We start from the raw sequence: 22,930 nt of genomic DNA on the forward strand, positions 1-22,930 counted from the left end.
CTCGGGGGGCAGCAATGAAAGCCCTCACTTCCAAGGTCAAGAAAGACTATTACGGCGGCGCCTTGATGGTGTTCGTCGGGCTCATCGCGGTCTACGCGGGGCTTGATTACCGCACCGGCACACCCGCCCGCATGGGCCCCGGCTTCTTTCCGGTTGCCATCGGCGTGCTGCTGGCCATCACCGGACTGCTGATCGCGATCACCGCCCGCTCCGACAGTGGCAGCTCATCCAAGATCGCGGTCGGTCACGGGCACGGGGCTGGCCTTCCCGACCTTCGCGGCGGCATCTGCATCATCGTGGCCGTGCTGGCGTTCCTGCTGCTGGGCGTCTATGGCGGACTGGTCCCAGCGACGTTTGCCATCGTCTTCATCTCGGCGCTAGGCGACCGCACGAACACCATCACGCAGGCGATCCTGCTGGCGCTATCGATGTGCATCGTCGCGGTGATCGTCTTCTGGTGGGCGCTGCGCTTGCAGCTTCCGCTGTTCCAGTGGGGGATGTAGACCATGATGCAGTCTCTCCATGACCTGTGGTTCGGGTTCGGCGTTGCCTTCCAGGGCACCAACCTGATGTGGTCGTTCTTCGGCGTGCTGGTCGGCAACCTGATTGGCGTGCTGCCCGGCATGGGCGCGCTGTCGGCGATCTCGATCCTGCTGCCGCTCACCTACGCGATGCACCCGGTCCCGGCCATCCTGATGCTGGCCGGCATCTTCTACGGCTCGCAATATGGCGGCGCCATCGGCGCCATCCTGCTGAACCTGCCTTCGCATCCGCCGCACGCGGTGACCTGCCTGGACGGCTATCCGATGACGCGCGCCGGCAAGGGCGGGACGGCGCTCGGCATCACCATGATCTCGTCGTTCTTCGCGGCGTCGGTCGGCATCCTGGTGATGATCTTCGCGTCGCCGCTGCTGGTGGCCGTGGCCTTCAAGTTCGGGCCGACCGAGATTTTCTCGATCATGCTGCTGGGCCTGCTGGCGGGTTCCACCATGTCGCGCGGTTCGCCGCTGAAAGGCGTTGCCATGACGCTGTTCGGCCTGCTGTGCGGCGTGGTCGGCACCGACGTGAACTCGGGCAGCTTCCGCTTCTCGTTCGGCATCCCTGAACTCAGCGACGGCCTCGAACTCGTGGCGATCGCCATGGGCTTGTTCGGCGTCGCCGACTTCCTGCTCAACGTGAACCGGATGACCATCATCACGAGCAACACCTCGCTGCGCGTGCGGGACATGCGCCCGAGCCTGGCCGAGTTGAAGGAAGCCTTCTGGCCGATGGTGCGCGGCACGCTGGTCGGCACCGTCTTCGGCGCGATGCCCGGCACCGGCCCGACGATCACGACCTTCATCGCCTACGCGCTCGAGCGCAAGGTCTCGAAGACGCCGGAGAAGTTCGGCACCGGCATGATCGCCGGCGTGGCGTCGCCCGAAGCCTCTTCGCATTCGAAGACGCAGGTCGACTTCATCCCGACGATGAGCCTGGGCATTCCGGGCGACGCGGTGATGGCGCTGATCCTCGGTGCGCTGATGATCCAGGGCATCGCCCCCGGCCCGCAGCTCATCACCGAGCATCCGGACATCTTCTGGGGCCTGATTGCCAGCTTCTGGATCGGCAACGTGCTGCTGATCATCCTGAACGTGCCGATGATCGGCGTGTGGGTCAAGATGCTGCAGGTGCCGTATCGCTACCTGTTCCCGTCGGCGATGTTCTTCATCGCGGTGGGCGTCTTCAGCACGCAGAACAGCCTCTTCCAGATCTGGGAAGTGCTGGCCTTCGGTGTCATTGGCGCGTTGCTGATCACGCTGGAATTCTCAGTCGCGCCGATCATGCTGGGCTTCGTGCTCGGGCCGATGGTGGAAGAAAACTTCCGCCGCGCCATGCTGCTGTCCCGCGGCGACATCAGTGTGTTCGTGCAGCGCCCCATCAGCGCGGCCTTCATCGCACTGTCGGCACTGCTGTTGGTCGGCGTCACCTGGTCGAGCTTCCGTGGCCGCGCGGTCAAGCGCGTCGAAGCGGATGCCGATGGGCTCGGCTCCGAAGCCGTCTCGGAAGCCTGACACGGCCAGGGCGATCAGTCCCTGATCCCTCCCGCAAAATGACCTGCGGCGCGATGTGCGCGCCGCAGGTCATTTGCCATTCAGGAAGGGGTTTTATGATCCGGGCCCCTGCTTGATAGACCCAAGCCACCCCACATGCTGCGAATTTCAGAAATCAAACTGCCGCTCGGCCACGACGAAGCGGCCCTCCCCGCAGCCATCGACGCCGTGCTCGGCATCCCGCCCGGCGCCGTGCGCGAGTTCAGCATCTTCAAGCGCAGCTTCGACGCGCGCAAGGCGCAACTGCTGCAGGTCTATATCGTCGACGTGACGATCGCGGATCCGGCGACAGAAGCCGCGCTGCTCCACAAGTTCGCAGAAAACCCCCGCATCGTCCCGACTCCCGACATGGCGTGGGAGCCGCCAGCGCAAGCGCCCGCCACGCTGCCGCTACGGCCGGTGGTGATCGGCTTCGGCCCCTGCGGCATCTTTGCTGCGCTGGTGCTCGCGCAGATGGGATTCAAGCCGATCGTGCTGGAGCGCGGCAAGACCGTGCGCCAACGCACCAAGGACACCTGGGGCCTCTGGCGCAAGAGCGTGCTCAATCCCGAATCCAATGTGCAGTTCGGTGAAGGCGGCGCGGGCACGTTCTCCGACGGAAAGCTCTACAGCCAGATCAAGGATCCGCGCTTTCTCGGCCGAAAGGTGATGGAAGAGTTCGTCAAGGCCGGCGCACCGCCCGAAATCCTCTATGTCGCGCATCCGCACATCGGCACATTCAAGCTGGTGAAGGTCGTGGAGAACATGCGCGAACAGATCACCGCGCTCGGCGGCGAGATTCGCTTCGAGCACCGCGTGACCGACGTGCTGATCGAGGACGGCCCCGACGGCAAGCACTTGCGTGGGCTGACCGTGCTCGACCAGCGCACCGGGCAAACCAGCGAGCTGCGTGCCGATCACGTGGTGATGGCGCTCGGCCACAGTTCGCGCGACACCTTCGCGATGCTCCATGAGCGTGGGGTGCACATCGAGGCCAAGCCTTTCTCGATCGGCTTCCGCGTCGAGCATCCTCAAGGCTTGATCGATCGTGCGCGATGGGGACGGCACGCAGGCCATCCGCTGCTGGGCGCGGCCGACTACAAGCTCGTGCATCACGCGAACAACGGACGCTCGGTGTACAGCTTCTGCATGTGCCCCGGCGGCACTGTCGTGGCGGCTACCAGCGAGCCGGGCCGCGTGGTGACCAACGGCATGAGCCAGTATTCACGCAACGAGCGCAACGCCAACGCGGGCATCGTGGTCGGCATCGATCCACAGGACTTTCCCGGCTGGGAAGAAGGCCGAACGGGTTCTCCGCTGGCAGGCATCGAGCTTCAGCGCGAGCTGGAGTCCAACGCCTTCGTACTCGGCGGCGGCGACTACCGGGCGCCGGGGCAACTGGTCGGGGATTTCGTCGCGGGCAAGCCGTCGACGGTGCTGGGCAGTGTGGAACCGTCGTACAAGCCGGGCGTGATGCCGGTCGACCTCCGCGCCGCCCTCCCCGCCTACGCGACCGAAGCCATGCGAGAGGCCTTCCCCGCCTTCGGACGCAAGATCAAAGGCTTCGATCTGCATGACGCCGTCCTGACCGGCGTCGAGACCCGCACCTCGTCACCCATCAAGATCACGCGCGGCGAAGACTTCCAGAGCCTCAACGTGCGCGGCCTGTACCCCGCCGGCGAAGGCGCCAGCTACGCGGGCGGCATTCTGTCGGCCGGAGTCGACGGCATCAAGGTAGGCGAAGCGGTCGCGCTCGGCATCGCAGCCGGCGTACGCATCTGAATCGAGAAACACCGCGGAACCGGCTCTGCCGGGCCGCCGGTGTTGCCCCCGGTAGGGGGTAGGCGAAGCGACACGAAGTGCGCGCAGCCTGGGGGCGAGCCTAGCCTTGCAATGCCGCGATGCGCTGCTCGATCGGCGGGTGCGTCGCGAACAGGCTACCGAGCTTGCCGGTAATACCCATCGCTTCGACCGACTTGGGCAGTTCGCCCGGAGGCAGGCCACCCAGGCGCGCCAGCGCATTCATCATCGGCTGCTTGCGGCCCAGCAATTGCGCGGAGCCCGCATCCGCCCGGAACTCACGTTGGCGGGAGAACCACGCCACCACGATGGCAGCTGCGAAGCCGAGCACGATGTCCAGCACGATCGTCGTCACGAAGTAGCCGATGCCCGGGCCCGAGTTGCGGTCGTCGCCGCGGCGCAGGAAGCTGTCGACCGCATAGCCGATCACCCGCGACAAGAACACCACGAACGTGTTCATCACGCCCTGGATCAGCGTCATCGTGACCATGTCGCCGTTGGCGACGTGGGCGATTTCATGGCCGATCACCGCTTCGACCTCTTCACGCGTCATGTTTTGCAGCAGACCGGTCGAGACGGCGACCAGCGAAGAGTTCTTGAAGGCGCCTGTCGCAAACGCGTTGGGCTCACCCTCGAAGATGCCGACTTCGGGCATGCCGATGCCGGCCTTGTCAGCGAGCTTTTTCACGGTCTGCACGATCCAGGCTTCGTCAGGCGACTGGGGTTCGTTGATGATCCGCACGCCCGCCGACCACTTGGCCATCGGCTTGCTGATGAGCAGCGAAATGATCGCGCCGCCAAATCCCATGATCAATGCGAAGCCAAGCAGCGCCGAAAGATTGAGTCCGTTGGCGGTGAGAAAGCGGTTGACGCCCAGCAGGCTCGCGACGATGCCCAGCACCGCCACCACCAGGACGTTGGTCAGCACGAACAGAAGGATGCGTTTCAAGTTGGATTCTCCGTGGGGAAACGTGTGCACAGTTGGGGCCGGACGGCTCCGGTTCAAGCTGCGCGGTACGGCAAGGTCTATGGGTTTGGGCTTGGTTCTGCGACCCTGCGAGGACGAAAAACGGCCGGATCATCATAGAAGGAAAAGTTCTCGTTGGGCATCCACCACCCGGGCATGCCAAGCACGGGCAGCGGCACGAAGGGCTTGGCCGTGAGGTGTGCGGGGTCCAGTGCCGAGACTATGCCGGCATCGTCCGGCGCGATCGAATGATTTCCCCCCGGCGCCATGAGGACATGCGCCGTCGCGGCCTTGCGCGGCGACACCAGCTTTTCGAGCAGTGCATGCCCGAACACCAGCAGCCGCGAGTCGCGCCAGAGCGTTCGCTGCGTGACGAAGAGCCCATGCCAGTCGCGCGCGAGCAATGCTTCCCACAATGGCGGCGGCGCGTCGAGCACGGCGCCGTTCTCGTCGAAGAGTGTCAGTGCATCGCGCAGCGGACCGCGCGACGCGCCGATGCCCGCGCGGGCGATCTCGGCGGCCTGCAGCTCGTTGAGCCGCCGCTTGGCTTGGGGAAAGTGCAGCCACACCAGGCCGTTGAAGAGATCGTGGAGGTTGTCGCGCGTGGGCACGCACGCGGTGCGATGGATGAAGGCTTCGTACGCTTCGTTTGGCGGTGCGCTGTCAGGCGCAACAAAGCGCAGAAACCCTGCGCGCAACTCGATGCTCGCCGCTTCGGCTACCAAAGCTTCAGCGGCGCTCGCACCTTGCTTCGTACGCGTGCCCACGCGTTCGGCGCACCTTGCATAGGGTGCCATCCAGGCAGCCGCGGTGTCGATCTTCCAACTGGCCAAGACGGATTCACGTAGTCGTGGGCCCGACGAACTGCACCTTGTTGGGCCTCTTTTCCGGGGTCAGCGCGAACAGCTCGGGGTGTTTGCCGAAGAACTTCGGCGAGCTCACAGTCGTGCCGAGCAGCTTCGCAGCGCGCAGCCGTTCAGCGGCAACGTTGAGCTCCACCTGGCGACCCATGCCCAATTCGGGGACTGCTTGAAGGATGCGAATCACTTCGTCGGGCAGGGCGGGTGCGCGCGGCGCCGCAGGCTGCTCGGCCTTGGTGCGCCGGGGCGCACGCGCGGCGCGCTTGGTGGCGGGTTTGGCGACCGCCGGCTTCGCTGTCGAATGGTGCTGAAGATCAACAAAGCTGTCGTACACGCCCACGGTGTCGTCGCCCGTCTTGCCTTGCTGACCAATACCGCAGACGCGGCAGCCCTTCTCTCGCAGCCGGATGACGAGCGGCGCGAAATCCGAATCGGACGACACGAGCACGGCGATATCCGGACGCTCGGCGACTGCCAGGTCCATGGCGTCGACCGCGAGAGCGATGTCGGTGCTGTTCTTGCCCGCGGAAATATTGACCATTGGCCGCACCGACAGTCGCTTGAAAAGCGCCTGCTGCTTGATCGCAGTCTCGGCATTGCAGTAAGCGCGCCGGACATGGACGCTGCCGTGCTCCGCCAGCGTGCGCTGCACGGCTTGCTCGATGACATCGGCGGAAACGTTGTCGGCATCGATGAGCAGCATCACGCGTGGAGTGCCGTTCATGAAAGCTTCCAGCCGATGGTTTCGCCGCCGCGCAGCGGCTTCAGCGTGGCATCGCCATAGGGCACTGCTTCAGGCACTGTCCAGCTTTCGCGCCGCAGGGTCACAGTGCCATTGTTGCGCCGCAGGCCGTAGAAGTCGGCGCCGTGGAAGCTGGCAAAGCCTTCGAGCTTGTCGAGCGCGCCGGCGTTGTGGAAAGCCTCCGCATAGAGCTCCAGCGCCGTCAGCGCGGTATAGCAGCCGGCACAGCCCAGGGCGTGTTCCTTGAGGTGGGCGGGATGAGGCGCGCTGTCGGTGCCGAGGAAGAATCGATCGCTGCCGCTGGTCGCCGCTTCGACCAGCGCCACGCGGTGCGTCTCGCGCTTGAGCACCGGCAGGCAGTAGTAGTGCGGCCGGATGCCCCCCGTGAAGATCGCGTTGCGGTTGTAGAGCAAATGGTGCGCAGTGATGGTCGCTGCCGTGAAGCGGCTTGCGTCGCGCACGTAATGGGCGCCTTCCTTCGTCGTCAGGTGTTCGAAGACAACCTTCAGCTCGGGGAAGTCGCGACGCAGCGGAATCATCACGCGATCGATGAAAACGGCTTCCCGGTCGAAGAGATCGACGGCGGGGTCTGTCACCTCGCCGTGCACCAGCAGCAGCAGGCCGTGCTTCTGCATGGCTTCGAGCGTGGCGTAGGTCTTCTTGATATCGGTCACACCGGCATCGCTGTTGGTGGTGGCGCCGGCCGGGTAGAGTTTGAGTGCGCGCACGCCGGCCGCGGCGGCCCGTTCGATTTCGTCGGGCGGAAGCCTGTCGGTAAGGTAGAGCGACATGACGGGCTCGAAGTCCACGCCAGCGGGCACAGCGGCGCGGATGCGCTCGCGATACGCCACGGCCTGCTCAGCGGTGGTCACTGGAGGGCGCAGGTTCGGCATGATCAGTGCGCGGCCGAACTGGCGTGCGGAGTGCGGGACGACGGCGTGAAGCGCGGCGCCGTCGCGCACGTGCAGGTGCCAGTCGTCGGGCCGGGTGATGGTGAGGGAGTCGGCGGGGCTTGTCATGGGGCGGGATTGTCCCATCGCGCGCCGGCCTCGCGTGGACGAACGTCCTGTGGATGCCGATTGATACGATCGAGCCGCAGAATCAAAGCGGAGGATCTATGGCGTACTTGAAGGAACTGAAAGTCACGTTCACTCGAAGGCGAGCGGACGATGACCTGCTGAACAAGCCCGTGGAGAACCCACTGCAGGTCTATGAGTTGTTCAAGGACATGCATGACGAAACGAAGGAAAAGGTCGTTGTCCTGCACCTGAATCCTCAGCTGGAAATCCTGTCCTATGAAGTCGCGTCCATGGGCACGGCGCACCACGCGGTACTCGAGCCCGTGGAGATATTCAGGAATGCCATGCTCGCCAGAGCGTCCTCGCTGGTCGTCGTCCACAACCATCCATCCGGCACCTGCAAGCCTTCGAAAGCCGACATCGCCGTGGCACTTCGCATGAAGGAACTCGGCACGCTGCACGACATGGTGCTGCAGGATTTCATCATCATCGGCTACGGCGAGTTCTACAGCTTCCGCGACCAGGGCCTGATCTGACCCTGCCGCGGTTTCCCCCCAGGGCAGCTTCAGGCGGCGCAGGCGCGCGCGGCGCCGAGGATCACTTCCTCGGACGGGAGCTTTCCGATACCGGGCAGGCCTTCACTCGCGCATTCGATTTCCGCCCAGCGAACGATGCCGTCGCGGTCGATCATGTACTGCGCCTTGAGTTGCGGCCATTGCCTCTCGACTTCGCTCGCGTCGGTGGGCGTGCACACGTAGCCGTCGAGATCGCCGATCACCTTGGCTGCCTGGGAGATCGGCAGCGGTTCGGGAAGATCGCCGAAGGGATTGACGCGGACTTCATCGAGCTGCTGCAGCATTTCAGGCGTCGGCTCTGGCTTCGGCACGCCGAAGGCGCGATGGGTCGACAGTTCGGGATCGGACGCCAGGCGCAGCTTCGTCGGCCTGAACTTGAAGTACAGGCGCGCGTTTTCGGGTTCGGTCGCCACGACGGCCAGCGTCTCCACGCCGATCGCCTTGAGCTTCTGTTCCAGCGCACCGAGCTGGACGAGCTGTCGTCGACAGAACGGGCACCACAGGCCGACCATGAGTGCGAGGAAGACGGGGCTCCGTCCGCGGTAGTCCGCGAGCGAAACCATATCGGGACCGGCCACGGCCGGAAGCGCGAAATCGGGGGCCGGGTCGCCCGGCGCCACGGGATGACTCATCACATATGCCATATCGAGGCTCCTTCAGGCAGGTTCAGCAGAGGAACGGAAGCACCATCAGGGCGTCGGGCTCGAGGCCTGCGCGCTCGCATACCGCCTGTGCCATTGCGAGGTAGGTTTCCGCCTGTGCGGGGCGCCCGGCATCGAGGTACAGCGTAGCCAATCCATCGTAGCAGGGAAAGAGCAGTTGAGGCTCGTCGATCTGCTCGGCCAGCGCCAGGGCTTCCTTGTAGGACGCGAAGGCGCGCGCCTGGTCCCCATGGCACTGATAGATCTGCCCCAGCACGATGAGCGGCACCGCCAGATGGTCGAGCAGTCCGAGCCGGCGATCGAGGCTGGCCGCGGCCCGCGCGGCCTCGATTCCCTCCGCTTCGCAGCGATTCGTCAGCGCGCAATAGGCCACCGCAAGGTTCGCGTACAGCCGCGACTGGAAGCCGAGATCGCCCACCTTGCGGGCGGTTTCCAGGCCGCGCAGACAGGTTTCGATGCTGCGCTGCGGATCGAGCGACGCGTACAGCACGCCCAGGTTCGTGTAGCCGCGGCAGGCCGCCTGCAGCATGTTGTTCGCCTCTGCCTGGGCGACGCTGTTTTCGACGTGCTCCACCGCCTCTGCCGGCCGCCCCAGCCGTGCCAGCGCGACGCCAAGCGTGTTGCAGGCTTCGGCGCGCACGACGCTGGCTTCCCGCTCGCGGCCCGTCGGCTCTGCAGGCACCTCCGCCAGCGCGCGCTGTGCCAGCGCCAAGGCGGTGTCGTTGTCGCCGGCCCGGAAAGCCAGCCGGCCCATTTCCTGGAACAGGTGCGCGCGTTCGATCCGGTCACCTTCTTCGCCGAGCCGGTCGAGACCAGCGCTGAAGCAGGCGCTGGCGCGCTCGCGCTCCCCGGCCTCCCAGTGCAGGCCGCCGGTCTTCCGCAGCACACGCGCCGTGCGAACAGGCTCGTCCCGCCGTGGGTCCGCGTCCTGCACGATCCGGTATTGCGCGAGCGCATCGGCGCGCCGCCCCTGCAAGCCGAGCAGGTCGCCGAGACGCTCGCGGGCGTCGAGTTCGGCCGTCTCGACCTCGGCCTTCGCGGCGACCGAGTCAGCCGCCGACCCGGACAGCGTTTGCAGCGCGCGTTCGTAGTGGCGAATGGCGTCCTCGTTGGCGTAGACCGCGCGCGCCCAGTCGCCGGCGGCCACGAGATAGCGCGCGCCCCGCGCCTTGTCGGGCGACAGGCTCCAATGGTGCGCCAGCGCTTCCAGCTCCGCCAGGCGCAGCGTGCTGTGCGCCTCGTCGTCGATGGGCGCCTGGGCGTCGACGCCCAGCACCGCTTCCAGCGCGAGGCCGGCGCGCTGGTGCAATTCGGTCCGCCGCGAGAGCAGCAGGTTCTGATAGGCCACTTCGTGCAACAGCGCATGAGTGAAGCACCAGCCCTGCCTATCGGCCCGGACGAGATCGGCCGCCGCAAGCCGACGCAACGATGCCTCGACCGATTGCGGCTCGCTCGCGATACGCTGCAACAGTGCGCTTTCGAAGCCGGCGCCCCACACGGCCGCCTCCTGCAGCACGCGCCGGTCGTCCGCGCCCAATCCGTCGATGCGCGACAGCAGCAGGCCATACAGCGTCGGCGGTACGTCCACGCTGTCGCAGGGGTTCTCGCAGACCCAGCGTCCGTCCTTTTGCACGAGCAGGCCGCGCCCGGCCAGGGAACGAACGATTTCCTCGACGAACAGCGGGTTGCCGCCGGCGCGGGCCGCCACGAAATCGAGCACCGGCGCCAGGTCATCGTCCGCGGACGCGTCCAGCAGATGACGCACGAGCGCGCGCGCCTCCTGCGTGGGGAGCGGACCCAGCTCGATCACGGCTGCCTCGGCCCTGTCGCTGGACAGCGAGCGCGAACCCGGACGCTGGAAGACCAGCACCATCAAGGGCCGGTCCGCCAGCTGGTCGATGACCTCTCCGAGCAAGTCGACGGATGCCGCATCGGCCCAATGCAGGTCGTCGACCACGATCATCACCGGCTGCTGCGCCAGCCGGCGCTCGATCAGCGCCCGCGCTGCCAGCGTGATCTGGCGCTGCAGCTGCTCTGGCTCGATGTCGCGCGGCCTGGTGTCCTGGATACCGAGCAGGTAGTTCAGCACCTTGGCCACCGCATCGGCCTCGTCGGCATTCGCGCCGAGGGCCGTCAAGCCCTCCTGCAGCTTGCGCCGCGCCGATTCCAGCGATTCGCCGGCATCCACGTGGTAGGCATCCCGAAACAGCGCGCCGAAGGTGCCATAGGTCGGCTCCCCGAGCGACGAACAGTTGGCGCGACGGACGCCCGTCGCCGTCAGGCGTTCGTCGCCTTCCAGGCGCGCGAAGAATTCGGCGAGCAGCCGGGACTTGCCGGCGCCGGCCTCGCCGACGACGCTGACGACCTGTGCCGATCCGCCCTGCATGCGGTCGAACGCAGCCAGCAGACGTTCGACCGCGTCCCCGCGCCCGACCAGCGGCGCCGAGAGCCCCAAATCGGCGAGCCCGCGGGCAGAGGCCAGTTCCGAGCGCATGCCGATCAGGCAATGCACGCGCATGGGCTCGGCCTTGCCGCGCAGCGCCAGTTCGGCGGGCGGCTCGAATTCGAAGCGGTGGCGCACCATCGCGTGCGTCGCTTCCGAGACCAGTACCCTGCCCGGCGCGGCGGCCGTGAGCAATCGCGACGCGGTGTTCACCGTGTCGCCGGTGACGGCATACGCGCTGCCGGTGCCGCTGCCCAGGCTGCCGGCGACCACGGCGCCGGTATGCACGCCGATGTGCAAGGTGACAGGCCGGCCGAGACGCGACAGCCAATGCGCGCTCAATTGCCCGACGCCATGCATCATGTCCTGCGCTGCCTCCACTGCGCGCAGCGGGTCGTCCTCGTGCGCGCGCGGTGCACCAAACACGGCCATGACCGCATCGCCGACGAATTTCTCGACGAAGCCGTCGTAGCGCGCGATGGCCTGCGCCATCGTGGCGAACAGCGCGTTCTGGAAGGTGCGCAGCGTTTCGGGGTCGAGCCCTTCGGCCAATGAGGTGAAGCCGGTCAGGTCGGCGAACACCACGGTGACCTGTCTGCGATCGGCTTCGTGGCTGGCCTCGCTGGGTGCGGGCGGCGGCGGTGGTGGCGGTGGCGGCGGGCTGACGGCCGCCGCGCGCGCCGTACCGCAGCGCGGGCAGAACGCGAAATCGAAATCGCATTCGAATCCGCACGATGCACAGGAACGGGCCAGCCGACGCCCGCAGCGCTGGCAGAAGGAAGACGCGGGCAGCACATCGGCGCCGCAGCCGACACAGGTCGTGGTCATCGAAGGTTCCGTGCCTCCATGCTGCCCGACTTCCACAGACCGCGCCATGGGCGGGCGCCCGGAGGCGCTACGCGGGCTGCACGATGCCGCCCGCGGTGCCTCTCGCCCGTTCCAGGATGAAGTCGATGAAAGTCCGCGTCGCGCGCGTGTGCTGGCGGTTGGGCATGTAGAGCATGAACATCTGCGTGCCGAAGATGCTCAGGCGCCAGTCGCCGAGCGTGGTCACCACGTCGCCGCGCCGCACGTCGTCGTTCACGACGTAGTCGGGCACGAGGCCGATGCCCAGGCCGGCAAGGATGGCCTGCCGCAGGAACAGGAAGTTCTCGGAAATCAGCGTCGGCTCCAGGACCACCTCGCGGCGCTCCTCGCCCTGGTAGGCGGAGATGCGCAACTGACGACCGATCACCGCGGCAGTCACCACCGGCGCGCCCTGCAGGTCATCGAGTTGCGTGGGCAGCGGATGCGCCTGTGCATAGGCCGTCGACGCGCAGGCCACGTAGCGCACCGGACCGAGTTCGCGCGCAACGAGGTTCTGCGGCGGCTCGGGAATCACGCGAATGGCGATGTCCACTTCGTCGCGCAGCAGGTCTTCGATGCGGTTCTCGAACAGCACGTCGAGCACGATGCCGGGGTACTGCCGCTTGAAGTCGATGAGCCATTCGGACATGACGAGTTGCCCGTAGCCGCTGGGCACGCTCAGCCGCACGCGTCCCTGGAGGCTCTGGCCCAGCATGGTGACCGATTCCCGCGCAGCCAGCAGTTCGCCCTGGATCGCCACGCCGTGCTGGTAGAGCCGCAATCCGATCTCCGTGGGCTCGGCTCGCCGCGTGGTGCGCCGCACCAGCTGCGCACCGACCGAGCGCTCGAGCTGGTTGAGGTGATAGCTCACGTTGGCGCGGCTCATCTTCAACCGGCGCGCGGCTTCGCTCAGGTTGCCGGCGTCGAGGATTTCGACCAGAAGAGTGAGCGACTGCAGATCCATGGTTGGGTCGGCATTTTGTCAAAAATTCTTTGACAGTCTGTCAACGTGCAATGCAATTGTCAAAGCGGCACGCCGGATCAAGAATGCTCAGTTCGCCCTCGCACGCCTTCGGAGACACACAGCATGGCCATTACTTCACCCTCCCCAGCTTCCCTGCCCGTCACCTTCCGCCGCGATGGCGACGTGATGGTGGTGACCGTCGACAACCCACCCGTGAATGCGCTCGGCGTCGACGTCCGACGCGGTCTCGTGGCGGCCATCGATGCAGCCGAGGCCGACACCAACGCCCGCGCAGTGCTGATCGTCGGCGCAGGGCGCAACTTCATCGCCGGCGCCGACATCCGCGAATTCGGCAAGACGCCGCAGCCGCCGTCACTGCCTGAAGTCTGCAAACGCATCGAGGACTGCAGCAAGCCTGTGGTGGCCGCCATTCACGGTGCGGCGCTGGGCGGCGGCCTGGAGATCGCGCTGTCGGCGCACTACCGCCTCGCAGTGCCTTCGGCCAAGCTGGGCCTGCCTGAAGTGGCGCTGGGCCTGATTCCCGGCTCAGGCGGCACGCAACGCACGCCGCGCCTGATCGGCGTCAAGCCGGCCATCGAGCTGATGCTGAGCGGCCGCCACGCCAATGCCAAGGAAGCGCTCGCGCTGGGCTTGATCGACAGAGAGGGCGCCGGCGCCGACGCATTGGCCGAAGGGCTCGCCTACGCCAAGGAACTCGTTGCCGCCAACGCGCCGGTGCGCCGCACGCGCGACGCCCAAGCGCTGGCCGACGCTGATGCAAGCCGCGCCGCACTCGAAGCTGCCCGCGCGGACACCGCCAAGAAGAGCCGCGGCCTGTTCTCGCCGATGAAGATCGTCGAAGCGGTCGAGGCGGCACTCACGCTGGCCTTCGACGAAGGCATGGCGCTCGAGCGCAAGCTGTTCATGCAGTGCATCGAGAGCCCGCAGCGCGCCGGCCTGATCCACGCCTTCTTCGCCGAGCGCGAAGTGCTGAAGGCGCCCGAGACCAAGGCCGCCAAGCCCCGCCCCCTCGATTCGGCCGGCATCGTCGGCGGCGGCACGATGGGTGCGGGCATCGCGGTGGCCATGCTCGATGCGGGCATGCCGGTCACGATGATCGAACGGGACGACACGCAACTCGCGCGCGGCCGAGCCAACGTCGAGAAGGTGTACGACGGCCTCATTCAAAAGGGCCGCATGACGCTCGAGACCAAGGCCGCGGTCATGGCACGCTTCTCGGGCTCGATCTCCTACGATGCACTCGCAAAGGTCGACGTCGTGGTCGAAGCCGTCTTCGAGGACATGAGCGTCAAGAAGGCTGTCTTTGCCGAACTCGATCGCGTGTGCAAGCCCGGTGCGGTGCTCGCGACCAACACGTCCTACCTGGACATCGACGAGATCGCCGCCAGCATTTCGCGCCCTGCCGACGTGGTGGGCCTGCACTTCTTCTCGCCGGCCAACATCATGAAGCTGCTGGAGATCGTGGTGCCCGCCAAGGTGAGCGCCGATGTGGTCGCCACCGGCTTCGAGCTTGCCAAGAAGCTCAAGAAGGTGCCGGTGCGCGCCGGCGTGTGCGACGGCTTCATCGGCAATCGCATCCTCGCGGTGTATCGGCAGGCCGCCGATCACATGATGGAAGACGGGGCATCGCCCTACCAGATCGACAAGGCGGTGCGCGACTTCGGCTACCCGATGGGCCCCTTCCAGGTTTCGGACCTCGCCGGTGGCGACATCGGCTGGGCCACGCGCAAGCGCAAGGCAGCGACGAGGGACCCGAAGGCGCGCTATGTGCAGATTGCCGATCGCATCTGCGAGCGCGGCTGGTTCGGCCAGAAGACGCAGCGCGGCTACTACCTCTATCCCGAAGGCGCGCGCACCGGCACGCCGGACCCCGAAGTGCTCGCCATCATCGACGCCGAACGCCAGCGCGCCGGCATCACGCCGCGCAGTTTCAGCGACGAGGAAATCATGCGCCGCTACATGGCCGCAATGATCAACGAGGGCGCCAACGTCGTCCACCAGCGCATCGCCCTGCGGCCGCTCGATGTCGACGTGACCTTTCTCTATGGCTACGGCTTTCCGCGCTTTCGCGGTGGCCCGATGAAGTACGCCGACACCGTGGGTCTGGACAAGGTGCTCGCGGACATCCGCGAATTCGCCAAGGAAGACCCGGTGTTCTGGAAACCCTCTCCGCTGCTGGTCGAACTGGTCGAACGCGGCGCCGATTTCGCAAGCCTCAACCAATCCGAATAAGGAGCGCCCCATGCGCGAAGCCGTCATTGTTTCCACCGCCCGCACCCCGCTCACCAAGGCGCACCGCGGCGAATTCAACATCACGCCCGGCGCCACGCTGGCCGCGTTCGCGGTCAAGGCCGCCGTGGAGCGCGCGGACATCGATCCCGCGCTGATCGAAGACGCGATCCTCGGCTGCGGCTATCCCGAAGGCACCACCGGCCGCAACATCGCACGCCAGACCATCATCCGCGCGGGCCTGCCGATCTCGATCGCCGGCACCACCGTCAACCGCTTCTGCGCATCGGGCCTGCAGGCGATCGCGATGGCGGCGGGCCGCATCGTGGTGGACGGCGCGCCGGCCATGATCGCGGGCGGTGTCGAAAGCATCTCGCAGATCCGCTCGCGCAGCGCGACCGACAGTGGCGACAGCGGCATGGACCCGTGGATCGTCCAGCACAAGCCCGCGCTCTACATGGCGATGATCGAAACCGCCGACATCGTGGCGCAGCGCTACGGCATCAGCCGCGAAGCGCAGGACCGCTTCTCCGCCGAGAGCCAGCGCAAGACCGAAGAGGCGCAGATCGCCGGGCGCTACAAGGACGAGATCGTGGCCTGCACCACGACGATGGCCGAGACGAACAAGGACACCAAGGAAGTCACGCAGCGCGAGGTGACGATCGACCACGACACCTGCAACCGCCGCGGCACGACATATGAGGCGCTTGCCAAGCTGCAACCGGTCATGGGCGCGGACAAGTTCATCACCGCGGGCAATGCCTCGCAGCTCTCCGATGGCGCATCGGCCTGCGTGCTGATGGAAGCCAAGGAAGCCGAGCGGGCCAACATCAAGCCCCTGGGCGCCTTCCGCGGCTTGGCGGTCGCGGGTTGCGAGCCCGACGAGATGGGCATCGGCCCTGTCTTTGCGGTGCCGAAACTGCTGGCACGCCACGGACTGAAGGTGAGCGACATCGACCTGTGGGAACTCAACGAAGCCTTCGCCTCGCAATCGATCTATTGCCAGGACAAGCTCGGCATTCCGTCGGAGCGACTCAACGTCAACGGCGGCGCGATTTCCATCGGCCATCCGTTCGGCATGACCGGCGCGCGGCTTGCGGGGCACGTGCTGATCGAAGGCAAGCGCCGCGGCGCGAAGTACGCGGTCGTCACGATGTGCATCGCCGGGGGCATGGGTGCTGCGGGGCTCTTCGAGATTTTCTAACCCCCAGGCTACGCGCACTTCGTGTCGCTTCGCCTACCCCCTGGCAGGGGGCAACACCAGCGGCCCGGCGGAGCCGGTTCCGCGGTGTTTCACGCAAAGACGCCAACTACTGGATCAAGAGGCAATTGATGGACCTGAACTTCACGCCCGAAGAAGAAGCCTTCCGCAGCGAAGTGCGTTCTTTCCTCGCTGACAAGCTGCCCAAGCGGCTTTCCGACAAGGTCGCCACCGGCAAGCACCTGGGCAAGGCCGACATGCAGGAATGGCACGCCATCCTGAACGAGGGCGGCTGGCTCGCCAACCATTGGCCCGAGCAATACGGCGGACCGGGATGGACTGCCGTCGAGAAGTTCATCTTCGAAAACGAATGCGCGCTCGCGCACGCGCCGCGCATCGTGCCCTTCGGCGTGAACATGCTCGGCCCGGTGCTGATCAAGTACGGTAACGAGGCGCAGAAGCGTTATTGGCTTCCGCGCATCCTCGATGGCTCCGACTGGTGGTGCCAGGGCTATTCGGAACCGGGCGCCGGCTCTGACCTCGCCGCGGTCAAGACCCAGGCCCTGCGCGGCCACGATGCCGAAGGTGGCCACTACATCGTCAACGGCCAGAAGACATGGACCACGCTGGGCCAGCACGCCAACATGATCTTCTGCCTGGTGCGCACGAATCGCGAGGCCAAGAAGCAGGAAGGCATCAGCTTCCTGCTGATCGACATGAAGTCGCCGGGCGTCGAGGTGCGACCGATCATCACGCTCGACGGCGAGCACGAAGTGAACGAGGTTTTCTTCTCGGACGTGCGCGTGCCAGCGGAGAACCTTGTCGGCGAAGAGAACAAGGGCTGGACCTGCGCCAAGTACCTGCTGACCTATGAGCGCACCAACATCGCGGGCGTGGGCTTCTCCGTCGCCGCAATGGAACAGCTCAAGAAGATCGCCGCGAGGCAGACGAAGAATGGCCGGCCGCTGGCCGAGGATCCGGCCTTCGCGGCACGCATGGCCCGCGTCGAGATCGACCTTGAGAACATGAAGACGACCAACCTGCGCGTGATCGCGGCTGTCGCCGGTGGCGGCGTGCCCGGTGCGGAAAGCTCGATGCTGAAGATCCGCGGCACCGAGATACGCCAGGAAATCTCATCGCTCGCCCGACGTGCGATGGGCGCCTATGCACGGCCCTTCGTTGCCGAGGCGCTGGAGGAAGGCTTCAGTGGCGAACCTTTCGGCCCCGCTTATGCCGCATCCGCAGCAGCGCGCTACTTCAACAACCGCAAGCTGTCGATCTTCGGCGGCTCCAATGAAATCCAGAAGAACATCATCTCGAAGATGATCCTCGGACTCTGAGAGAACTGCCATGAACTTCGAACACACCGAAGACCGGCGCATGCTCGCCGACAGCCTGAACCGCTTCATCGCGGAGCAGTACGGCTTTGAGACACGCGACCGCATTGCACGATCGCCCCAGGGCTACAGCACGGAGATCTGGCAACAGTTTGCGGAACTGGGCGTGATCGGCGCGCTCTTCAGGGAAGCCGATGGCGGCTTCGGCGGCGAGGGCTTCGACATCGCGGTGGTCTTCGAGGCACTCGGTCGCGGCCTCGTGGTCGAGCCGCTGCTCGGTGCCGTGATGGCAGGCGAAGCGATCGCCCTTGCAGGCAACGATGCACAGAAGAAGCTGCTGGCAGACATCGTCGGCGGCACCACCATGGCGGCCTTCGCGCACGACGAGCCCGAATCGCACTACGAACTCTCCCGCGTGCAGACGCGCGCCGAGCGCAGCGGCGATGGCTGGGTGCTCAAGGGCGCCAAGGCAGTGGTCGCGCAGGGCGAGCGGGCCGACCTCTTCGTCGTCACGGCCCGCACTTCGGGCTCGGTCGATGACGAAGCCGGTATCTCGCTCTTCATCGTGCCTGCCAATACGCCCGGCCTGAGAGTGCGTGGCTGCGCCGGCATCGATGGAGGCCGCGTCGCGGAGCTGACCTTCGAAAAGGCAAAGCTCGGCGCGGACGCACTGCTGGGTGCCGAAGGCGCGGGTTACGCCACGCTCGAGCGCGCAGTCGGCCGCGGGATTCTCGCCCTGTGCGCCGAGGCGCTCGGGGCCATGGAGTCCGCCAAGACCGCCACGCTCGAATACCTGCGCACGCGCAAGCAGTTCGGCATGCTCATCGGCAGCTTCCAGGCGCTGCAACATCGCATGGCGGACCTTCTCCTCGAGATCGAACAGGCACGCTCGGCCGTGATCAACGCCGCGGCAGCCATCGGCGCGGACCGGCTCACGCGCGAGCGCGCGCTGTCGGCCGCGAAATTCAGCATCGGGCGCATCGGCACGCTGGTGGCCCAGGAGAGCATCCAGTTGCACGGCGGCATCGGCATGACCTGGGAACTGCCGCTGGCCCACTTTGCCAAGCGTCTCGTGATGATCGACCATCAGCTCGGTGACGAAGACCGTCACTTGCAGCGCTACATCGAACTCGGCAGGCAGCCCTCATGAGCACCCAACCCATGCGCACCGCTGCGCCATTCAGCCAGGCGTTTCCGGTCCGTAGCATGGCGGACATCCGAAAGATCGAGGAAACCCCGCTCGGCGAAGCACTCACGGTCCGAAGCACCTACGAGATCTTCCGCAATTCGGGCGCGGCTTTCGGCGACAAACCGGCGCTGACTTTCCTGCGGACTGGCGATCCCGCCGACGAGCCGATCCGGTGGTCCTATGCCGAACTGCTGGCGGGCATCCACCAGACCGCGAATATGCTGCACGGCCTCGGTGTCGGTCCCGACGACGCGGTGGCGGTGCTGATGCCGGCGTGTCTCGAATATCACCTCGCGCTCTGGGGCGGCGCGGCAGCGGGCATCACGCAGCCGCTCAACCCGCTTCTGACTGACGAGAAGCTGGTTTCGCTGATGACGGCGGGCCGTGCGAAGGTGCTCATCGCCTATGGGTCCGAATCCGATTCGGGCATGTGGTCCAAGGCGATGCGGCTGCGCTCGCAGGTGCCCACGCTCACCACCGTGCTGCGCGTCGCGCCGCACGACGAAGTGCCGGGCAGCGCCGGTACGCTGCCCGAACGCGTGGCCGACTTCAATGCCCTGCGCGCGAGAGAGCCCTCCGAACGTCTGGTGAGTGGGCGCGACATTCAGCCGGGCGACATCGCCGCGTATTTCCACACCGGCGGCACGACCGGCGCGCCCAAGCTCGCGCGCCACAGCCATGGCGCGCAAGTGTTCACCGCGTGGGCCAGCATCCAGATCACCGGACAGGGCCCAAACGATGCCGCCATCAACGGCTACCCCTTGTTCCATGTGGCGGGCGTGCTGCCGGCGTCACTCTCGCTGCTTTCGGCGGGCGTCGAGATGATCATCCCGACCACCACCCTGCTGCGCAACAAGCAGGTGCTGAGCAACTATTGGCGGCTGGTCGAGAAATACCGTCCTACGTCGCTGTCCGCAGTGCCGACCGTGCTCGCCGCGCTGGCCAACGTGCCGCTCGATGGTGCGGACATCTCGTCGATCAACTACTGCCGCACCGGCGCCGCCGTACTGGCCCCTGAACTCGCAGCGCGCTTCGAGCGCCTCTTCGGCCTGCATGTGCATGAAAGCCTCGGCATGACCGAGATGGCCGGCATTTCGACCATCACGCCGCCGGGCGTCATCGGCCCGGCCGGCTGCGTCGGATTCCGGCTGCCCTATTCGCAGCTGCGCATCGTCGCGCTCGACGAAAACGGCAACGCCACCCAACGCGACCTGCCTCCGGGCGAGCAAGGCATGGTGTTGTTCAAGTCGCCGAATGTGTTTTCGGGCTTTGTGGACCCGGCCGATAACGCGAAGGCCTTCACCGCTGACGGCTGGCTCGCCACAGGCGATCTCGGGTGGCTCGACGACGAAGGACGGCTCAACCTGAGCGGCCGCTCCAAGGACCTGATCATCCGCAGCGGCCACAACATCGATCCGAAGACGATCGAGGATGCCCTGGGCGCCCACCCCGCCGTGCAGTTGTGCGCGGCGGTCGGCGCGCCCGATGCCTATGCGGGCGAACTCCCGGTGGTCTTCGCGACGCTCGTCCCCGGCGCATCGGCCACTGAAGCCGAACTGCTGGCCTTTACCGCCGAGCGCGTCGACGAAGCGCCGGCCAAGCCGAAGGCGGTGGTCGTCATCGAAACCATGCCGATGACCAACGTCGGCAAGATCTACAAGCCCGAACTGCGCGCAATGGCCGCTCGCAAAGTGGCCGCCGCCATGGTCGACGAAGCTTGCGCGGCGCTCGGCATCGATGCCGCGGCGCGCCCGGAAGTGCGGCCAGACGGCGAAAACGCATTGCGAGTCGTCATCGATGCAAAGGCGGCCGGCGCGCTGGCGAACCCGTTGCACGAGCAATTGCAGCAGGCGCTCGGCCGGCTTCCATTCAAGACGCAGATCGTCCTGGCATAGGGCGGGGAAGCCGGCAGCTAAGGAAACCCCCGATGAACGAAGTGGTCATGGATCGTTACGATTCATCATCGCTTCGCTGTCGAGGTGCACGGATCCCGTCCCGGCGTCCGCCCGGTGACACGGCATCTGCCTCATCTGCCCGCAATCCCGATGACCACTCCCCACGAGTCCGGCCCTGTGCTGGACGCCGCCAGCCCCATTCCCCCTGAAATCCAAGCCGCCGACGAACCGACGCGCGTACCGCTCGCCATCGAGGACTGGGCGACGGTGGTCATCATGGGCCTCCTGGCCTGCATCACCTTCGCCAACGTGCTGGTGCGCTATTTCACCGATTCGTCCTTCGCGTGGACCGAAGAGTTCTCGGTGTTCCTGATGATCCTGCTGGCGCTGGTCGCAGGCTCGGCGGCCGTGGCGCGCGATCGCCACATCCGCATCGAATATTTCGCCGAGAGCGGATCGATGGCGCGCCGCAAGCGCCTGGCGCAGTTCGGCGCAGCCATGGTCGCGGTGCTGTTCTTCCTGATCGCCGCACTCAGCGTGCGCGTGGTGTGGGACGACTATCGCTTCGAAGAAACGTCGCCGGGCATTGGCGTGCCGCAGTGGTGGTATTCGATCTGGCTGCCCATCGTCTCGTTTGCCATCGCCCTGCGCGCGGTCGGCCTCTTCGTTCGACGCGGCCGCAAGACCAACTATGGCGCGAATGACCGGGGCGCGAAGCCATGATCCCCACGCTCCTCTTCGTCGCCTTCATCCTGATGATGCTGATCGGCGTGCCGATCGGCGCGGCGCTCGGCCTCGCGGGCGCGGCCTGCATCGCATTGGCGAATGGCGACGCGCAGTGGTTCGGCCTGCTCGCCGTGCCGCAGAACTTCTACGCCGGTCTCGGCAAATATCCGCTGCTCGCGATCCCGATGTTCGTGCTCGTCGGCTCGATCTTCGACCGCTCGGGCGTGGCGTTGCGGCTGGTCAACTTCGCCATCGCGATCGTCGGACGCGGCCCCGGCATGCTGCCGCTGGTGGCGATCGTCGTGGCGATGTTCCTCGGCGGCATTTCCGGCTCAGGCCCTGCCAATGCGGCCGCGGTTGGCGCGGTGATGATCACGGCAATGTCGCGTGCCGGCTACCCCGATGCGTATTCGGCCAGTGTGGTCGGCGCGGCGGCTGCCACGGACATCCTGATCCCACCTTCGGTGGCCTTCATCGTGTATTCGGTGCTGGTGCCGGGCGCATCGGTGCCGGCGCTCTTCGCGGCGGGCATGGTGCCGGGCATTCTGGCTGGCATCGCGCTGATCGTTCCGGCAGTGTGGCTGGCCCGCAAGCACAAGATGGGCGCGCTCGAATCGAGCCTGCCACGTCCGCCGTTCTGGAAGAGCTTTCGTGAAGCAACCTGGGGCCTGGCTGCGCCTGTGCTGATCCTCGGCGGCATGCGCGCGGGCCTCTTCACGCCGACCGAAGCAGCGGTGGTGGCAGTGTTCTATGGCCTCTTCGTCGGAATGGCGATCCATCGCACGATCAAGGTCAAGGACCTCTTCACGATCCTGCGCGAATCGGGCGAGTTGTCGGCCGTGATCCTGCTGGTGGTGTCGCTTGCCGGGATCTTTGCGTATTCGTTGTCGACGCTGGGCGTGATCGACCCGGTCACGCGGGCCATCGTGAATTCGGGCCTGGGCGAATACGGCGTGCTGTCGCTGTTGATCCTGCTGCTCATCACCGTCGGCATGTTCCTCGACGGTGTCTCGATCTTCCTGATCTTCGTGCCGCTGCTGTGGCCCATCGTGCAGCACTACAAGTGGGACCCGGTCTGGTTCGGCGTCATCCTGACACTCAAGGTCGCACTCGGACAGTTCACGCCGCCGCTGGCCGTGAACCTGATGGTCTCTTGCCGAATCGCCAACGTGCGCATGGAAGAAACCGTGCGATGGGTGGGCTGGATGCTGTTTGCCATGTTCCTCGTGATGGTGGCTGTCATCGCATGGCCGGAACTGGCGTTGTGGCTGCCTCGGAAATTGGGGTACTAGAAATGCAAATGCGGGAAGGGTGGGGGTGGCGATGGCGGGCGGTGTGCGCTGGGGCGGCCGACGTCACCGGCCGCTTCGCGGCTGCCCCAGCGC

The 22,930-nt window shown here is 66.2% G+C and carries 18 protein-coding genes; 11 read left to right on the forward strand and 7 right to left on the reverse strand.

Annotation, left to right across the window (positions count from 1 at the left end):
* Positions 1-14: 14 nt before the first annotated feature.
* The 3 genes from AC1DMA_RS29540 (at position 15) to AC1DMA_RS29550 (ending at position 3,851) form a co-directional block, all read left to right on the forward strand.
* A complete protein-coding gene (locus tag AC1DMA_RS29540; RefSeq protein WP_478146389.1) occupies positions 15-503 on the forward strand; it encodes a tripartite tricarboxylate transporter TctB family protein in 489 nt (162 codons plus the stop codon).
* Between the two features lie 3 nt (positions 504-506).
* Entirely contained in the window at positions 507-2,051 is a 1,545-nt protein-coding gene (locus AC1DMA_RS29545) for a tripartite tricarboxylate transporter permease (protein WP_478146390.1), read from the forward strand.
* A 135-nt stretch (positions 2,052-2,186) separates the two neighbouring features.
* Positions 2,187-3,851: an NAD(P)/FAD-dependent oxidoreductase gene (locus tag AC1DMA_RS29550; RefSeq protein ID WP_478146391.1), complete on the forward strand. Its 1,665-nt coding sequence runs from the start codon at positions 2,187-2,189 to the stop codon at positions 3,849-3,851.
* Positions 3,852-3,951: 100 nt separating this feature from the next.
* Here AC1DMA_RS29550 and htpX read toward each other — a convergent pair whose 3' ends face one another.
* The 4 genes from htpX to pyrC form a co-directional block, all read right to left on the reverse strand.
* Positions 3,952-4,818, reverse strand: a complete 867-nt coding sequence (htpX, locus tag AC1DMA_RS29555; protein ID WP_478146392.1) for a protease HtpX — start codon at positions 4,816-4,818, stop codon at positions 3,952-3,954.
* Positions 4,819-4,895: 77 nt separating this feature from the next.
* Complete coding sequence (locus AC1DMA_RS29560; protein WP_478146405.1) at positions 4,896-5,633, reverse strand: DUF3025 domain-containing protein; 738 nt, start codon at positions 5,631-5,633, stop codon at positions 4,896-4,898.
* A gap of 43 nt (positions 5,634-5,676) precedes the next feature.
* Positions 5,677-6,420: an NYN domain-containing protein gene (locus tag AC1DMA_RS29565; protein WP_478146393.1), complete on the reverse strand. Its 744-nt coding sequence runs from the start codon at positions 6,418-6,420 to the stop codon at positions 5,677-5,679.
* A complete protein-coding gene (gene pyrC / locus AC1DMA_RS29570; RefSeq protein WP_478146394.1) occupies positions 6,417-7,457 on the reverse strand; it encodes a dihydroorotase in 1,041 nt (346 codons plus the stop codon). The genes AC1DMA_RS29565 and pyrC overlap by 4 nt, the downstream gene beginning before the upstream one ends.
* A 98-nt stretch (positions 7,458-7,555) precedes the next feature.
* Here pyrC and AC1DMA_RS29575 point away from each other — a divergent pair, with 98 nt between their 5' ends.
* A complete protein-coding gene (locus AC1DMA_RS29575; protein WP_478146395.1) occupies positions 7,556-7,993 on the forward strand; it encodes a JAB domain-containing protein in 438 nt (145 codons plus the stop codon).
* A 29-nt stretch (positions 7,994-8,022) separates the two neighbouring features.
* Here the strand turns inward: AC1DMA_RS29575 and AC1DMA_RS29580 are convergent, their stop codons facing one another.
* From AC1DMA_RS29580 to AC1DMA_RS29590, 3 genes are all read right to left on the reverse strand, one after another.
* Entirely contained in the window at positions 8,023-8,676 is a 654-nt protein-coding gene (locus AC1DMA_RS29580; RefSeq protein ID WP_478146396.1) for a redoxin domain-containing protein, read from the reverse strand.
* A 22-nt stretch (positions 8,677-8,698) separates the two neighbouring features.
* Positions 8,699-11,965 (reverse strand): adenylate/guanylate cyclase domain-containing protein, encoded by a 3,267-nt coding sequence (locus tag AC1DMA_RS29585; protein WP_478146397.1) that lies wholly within the window; start codon positions 11,963-11,965, stop codon positions 8,699-8,701.
* A gap of 67 nt (positions 11,966-12,032) precedes the next feature.
* Complete coding sequence (locus AC1DMA_RS29590) at positions 12,033-12,947, reverse strand: LysR family transcriptional regulator (protein WP_478146398.1); 915 nt, start codon at positions 12,945-12,947, stop codon at positions 12,033-12,035.
* A 123-nt stretch (positions 12,948-13,070) separates the two neighbouring features.
* On the opposite strand from AC1DMA_RS29590, the gene AC1DMA_RS29595 reads away from it, so the two are divergent.
* The 7 genes from AC1DMA_RS29595 (at position 13,071) to AC1DMA_RS29625 (ending at position 22,837) form a co-directional block, all read left to right on the forward strand.
* Positions 13,071-15,200, forward strand: a complete 2,130-nt coding sequence (locus AC1DMA_RS29595) for a 3-hydroxyacyl-CoA dehydrogenase NAD-binding domain-containing protein (protein WP_478146399.1) — start codon at positions 13,071-13,073, stop codon at positions 15,198-15,200.
* Positions 15,201-15,210: 10 nt separating this feature from the next.
* Entirely contained in the window at positions 15,211-16,401 is a 1,191-nt protein-coding gene (locus tag AC1DMA_RS29600; RefSeq protein WP_478146400.1) for an acetyl-CoA C-acyltransferase, read from the forward strand.
* Between the two features lie 128 nt (positions 16,402-16,529).
* Complete coding sequence (locus AC1DMA_RS29605; RefSeq protein ID WP_478146401.1) at positions 16,530-17,738, forward strand: acyl-CoA dehydrogenase family protein; 1,209 nt, start codon at positions 16,530-16,532, stop codon at positions 17,736-17,738.
* A 10-nt stretch (positions 17,739-17,748) separates the two neighbouring features.
* Complete coding sequence (locus tag AC1DMA_RS29610) at positions 17,749-18,885, forward strand: acyl-CoA dehydrogenase family protein (protein ID WP_478146402.1); 1,137 nt, start codon at positions 17,749-17,751, stop codon at positions 18,883-18,885.
* The gene (locus AC1DMA_RS29615) at positions 18,882-20,819 is read left to right on the forward strand and encodes an acyl-CoA synthetase (RefSeq protein WP_478146403.1); all 1,938 of its coding nucleotides are present in this window, start codon (positions 18,882-18,884) and stop codon (positions 20,817-20,819) included. Before AC1DMA_RS29610 ends, AC1DMA_RS29615 begins: the two co-directional genes overlap by 4 nt.
* A gap of 150 nt (positions 20,820-20,969) precedes the next feature.
* A complete protein-coding gene (locus AC1DMA_RS29620; RefSeq protein WP_478125916.1) occupies positions 20,970-21,542 on the forward strand; it encodes a TRAP transporter small permease in 573 nt (190 codons plus the stop codon).
* Positions 21,539-22,837, forward strand: coding sequence for a TRAP transporter large permease (locus AC1DMA_RS29625; protein WP_478125915.1), 1,299 nt, complete (start codon positions 21,539-21,541; stop codon positions 22,835-22,837). Before AC1DMA_RS29620 ends, AC1DMA_RS29625 begins: the two co-directional genes overlap by 4 nt.
* Positions 22,838-22,930 lie beyond the last annotated feature (93 nt).

Source organism: Variovorax sp. 05N34 (assembly GCF_056397405.1).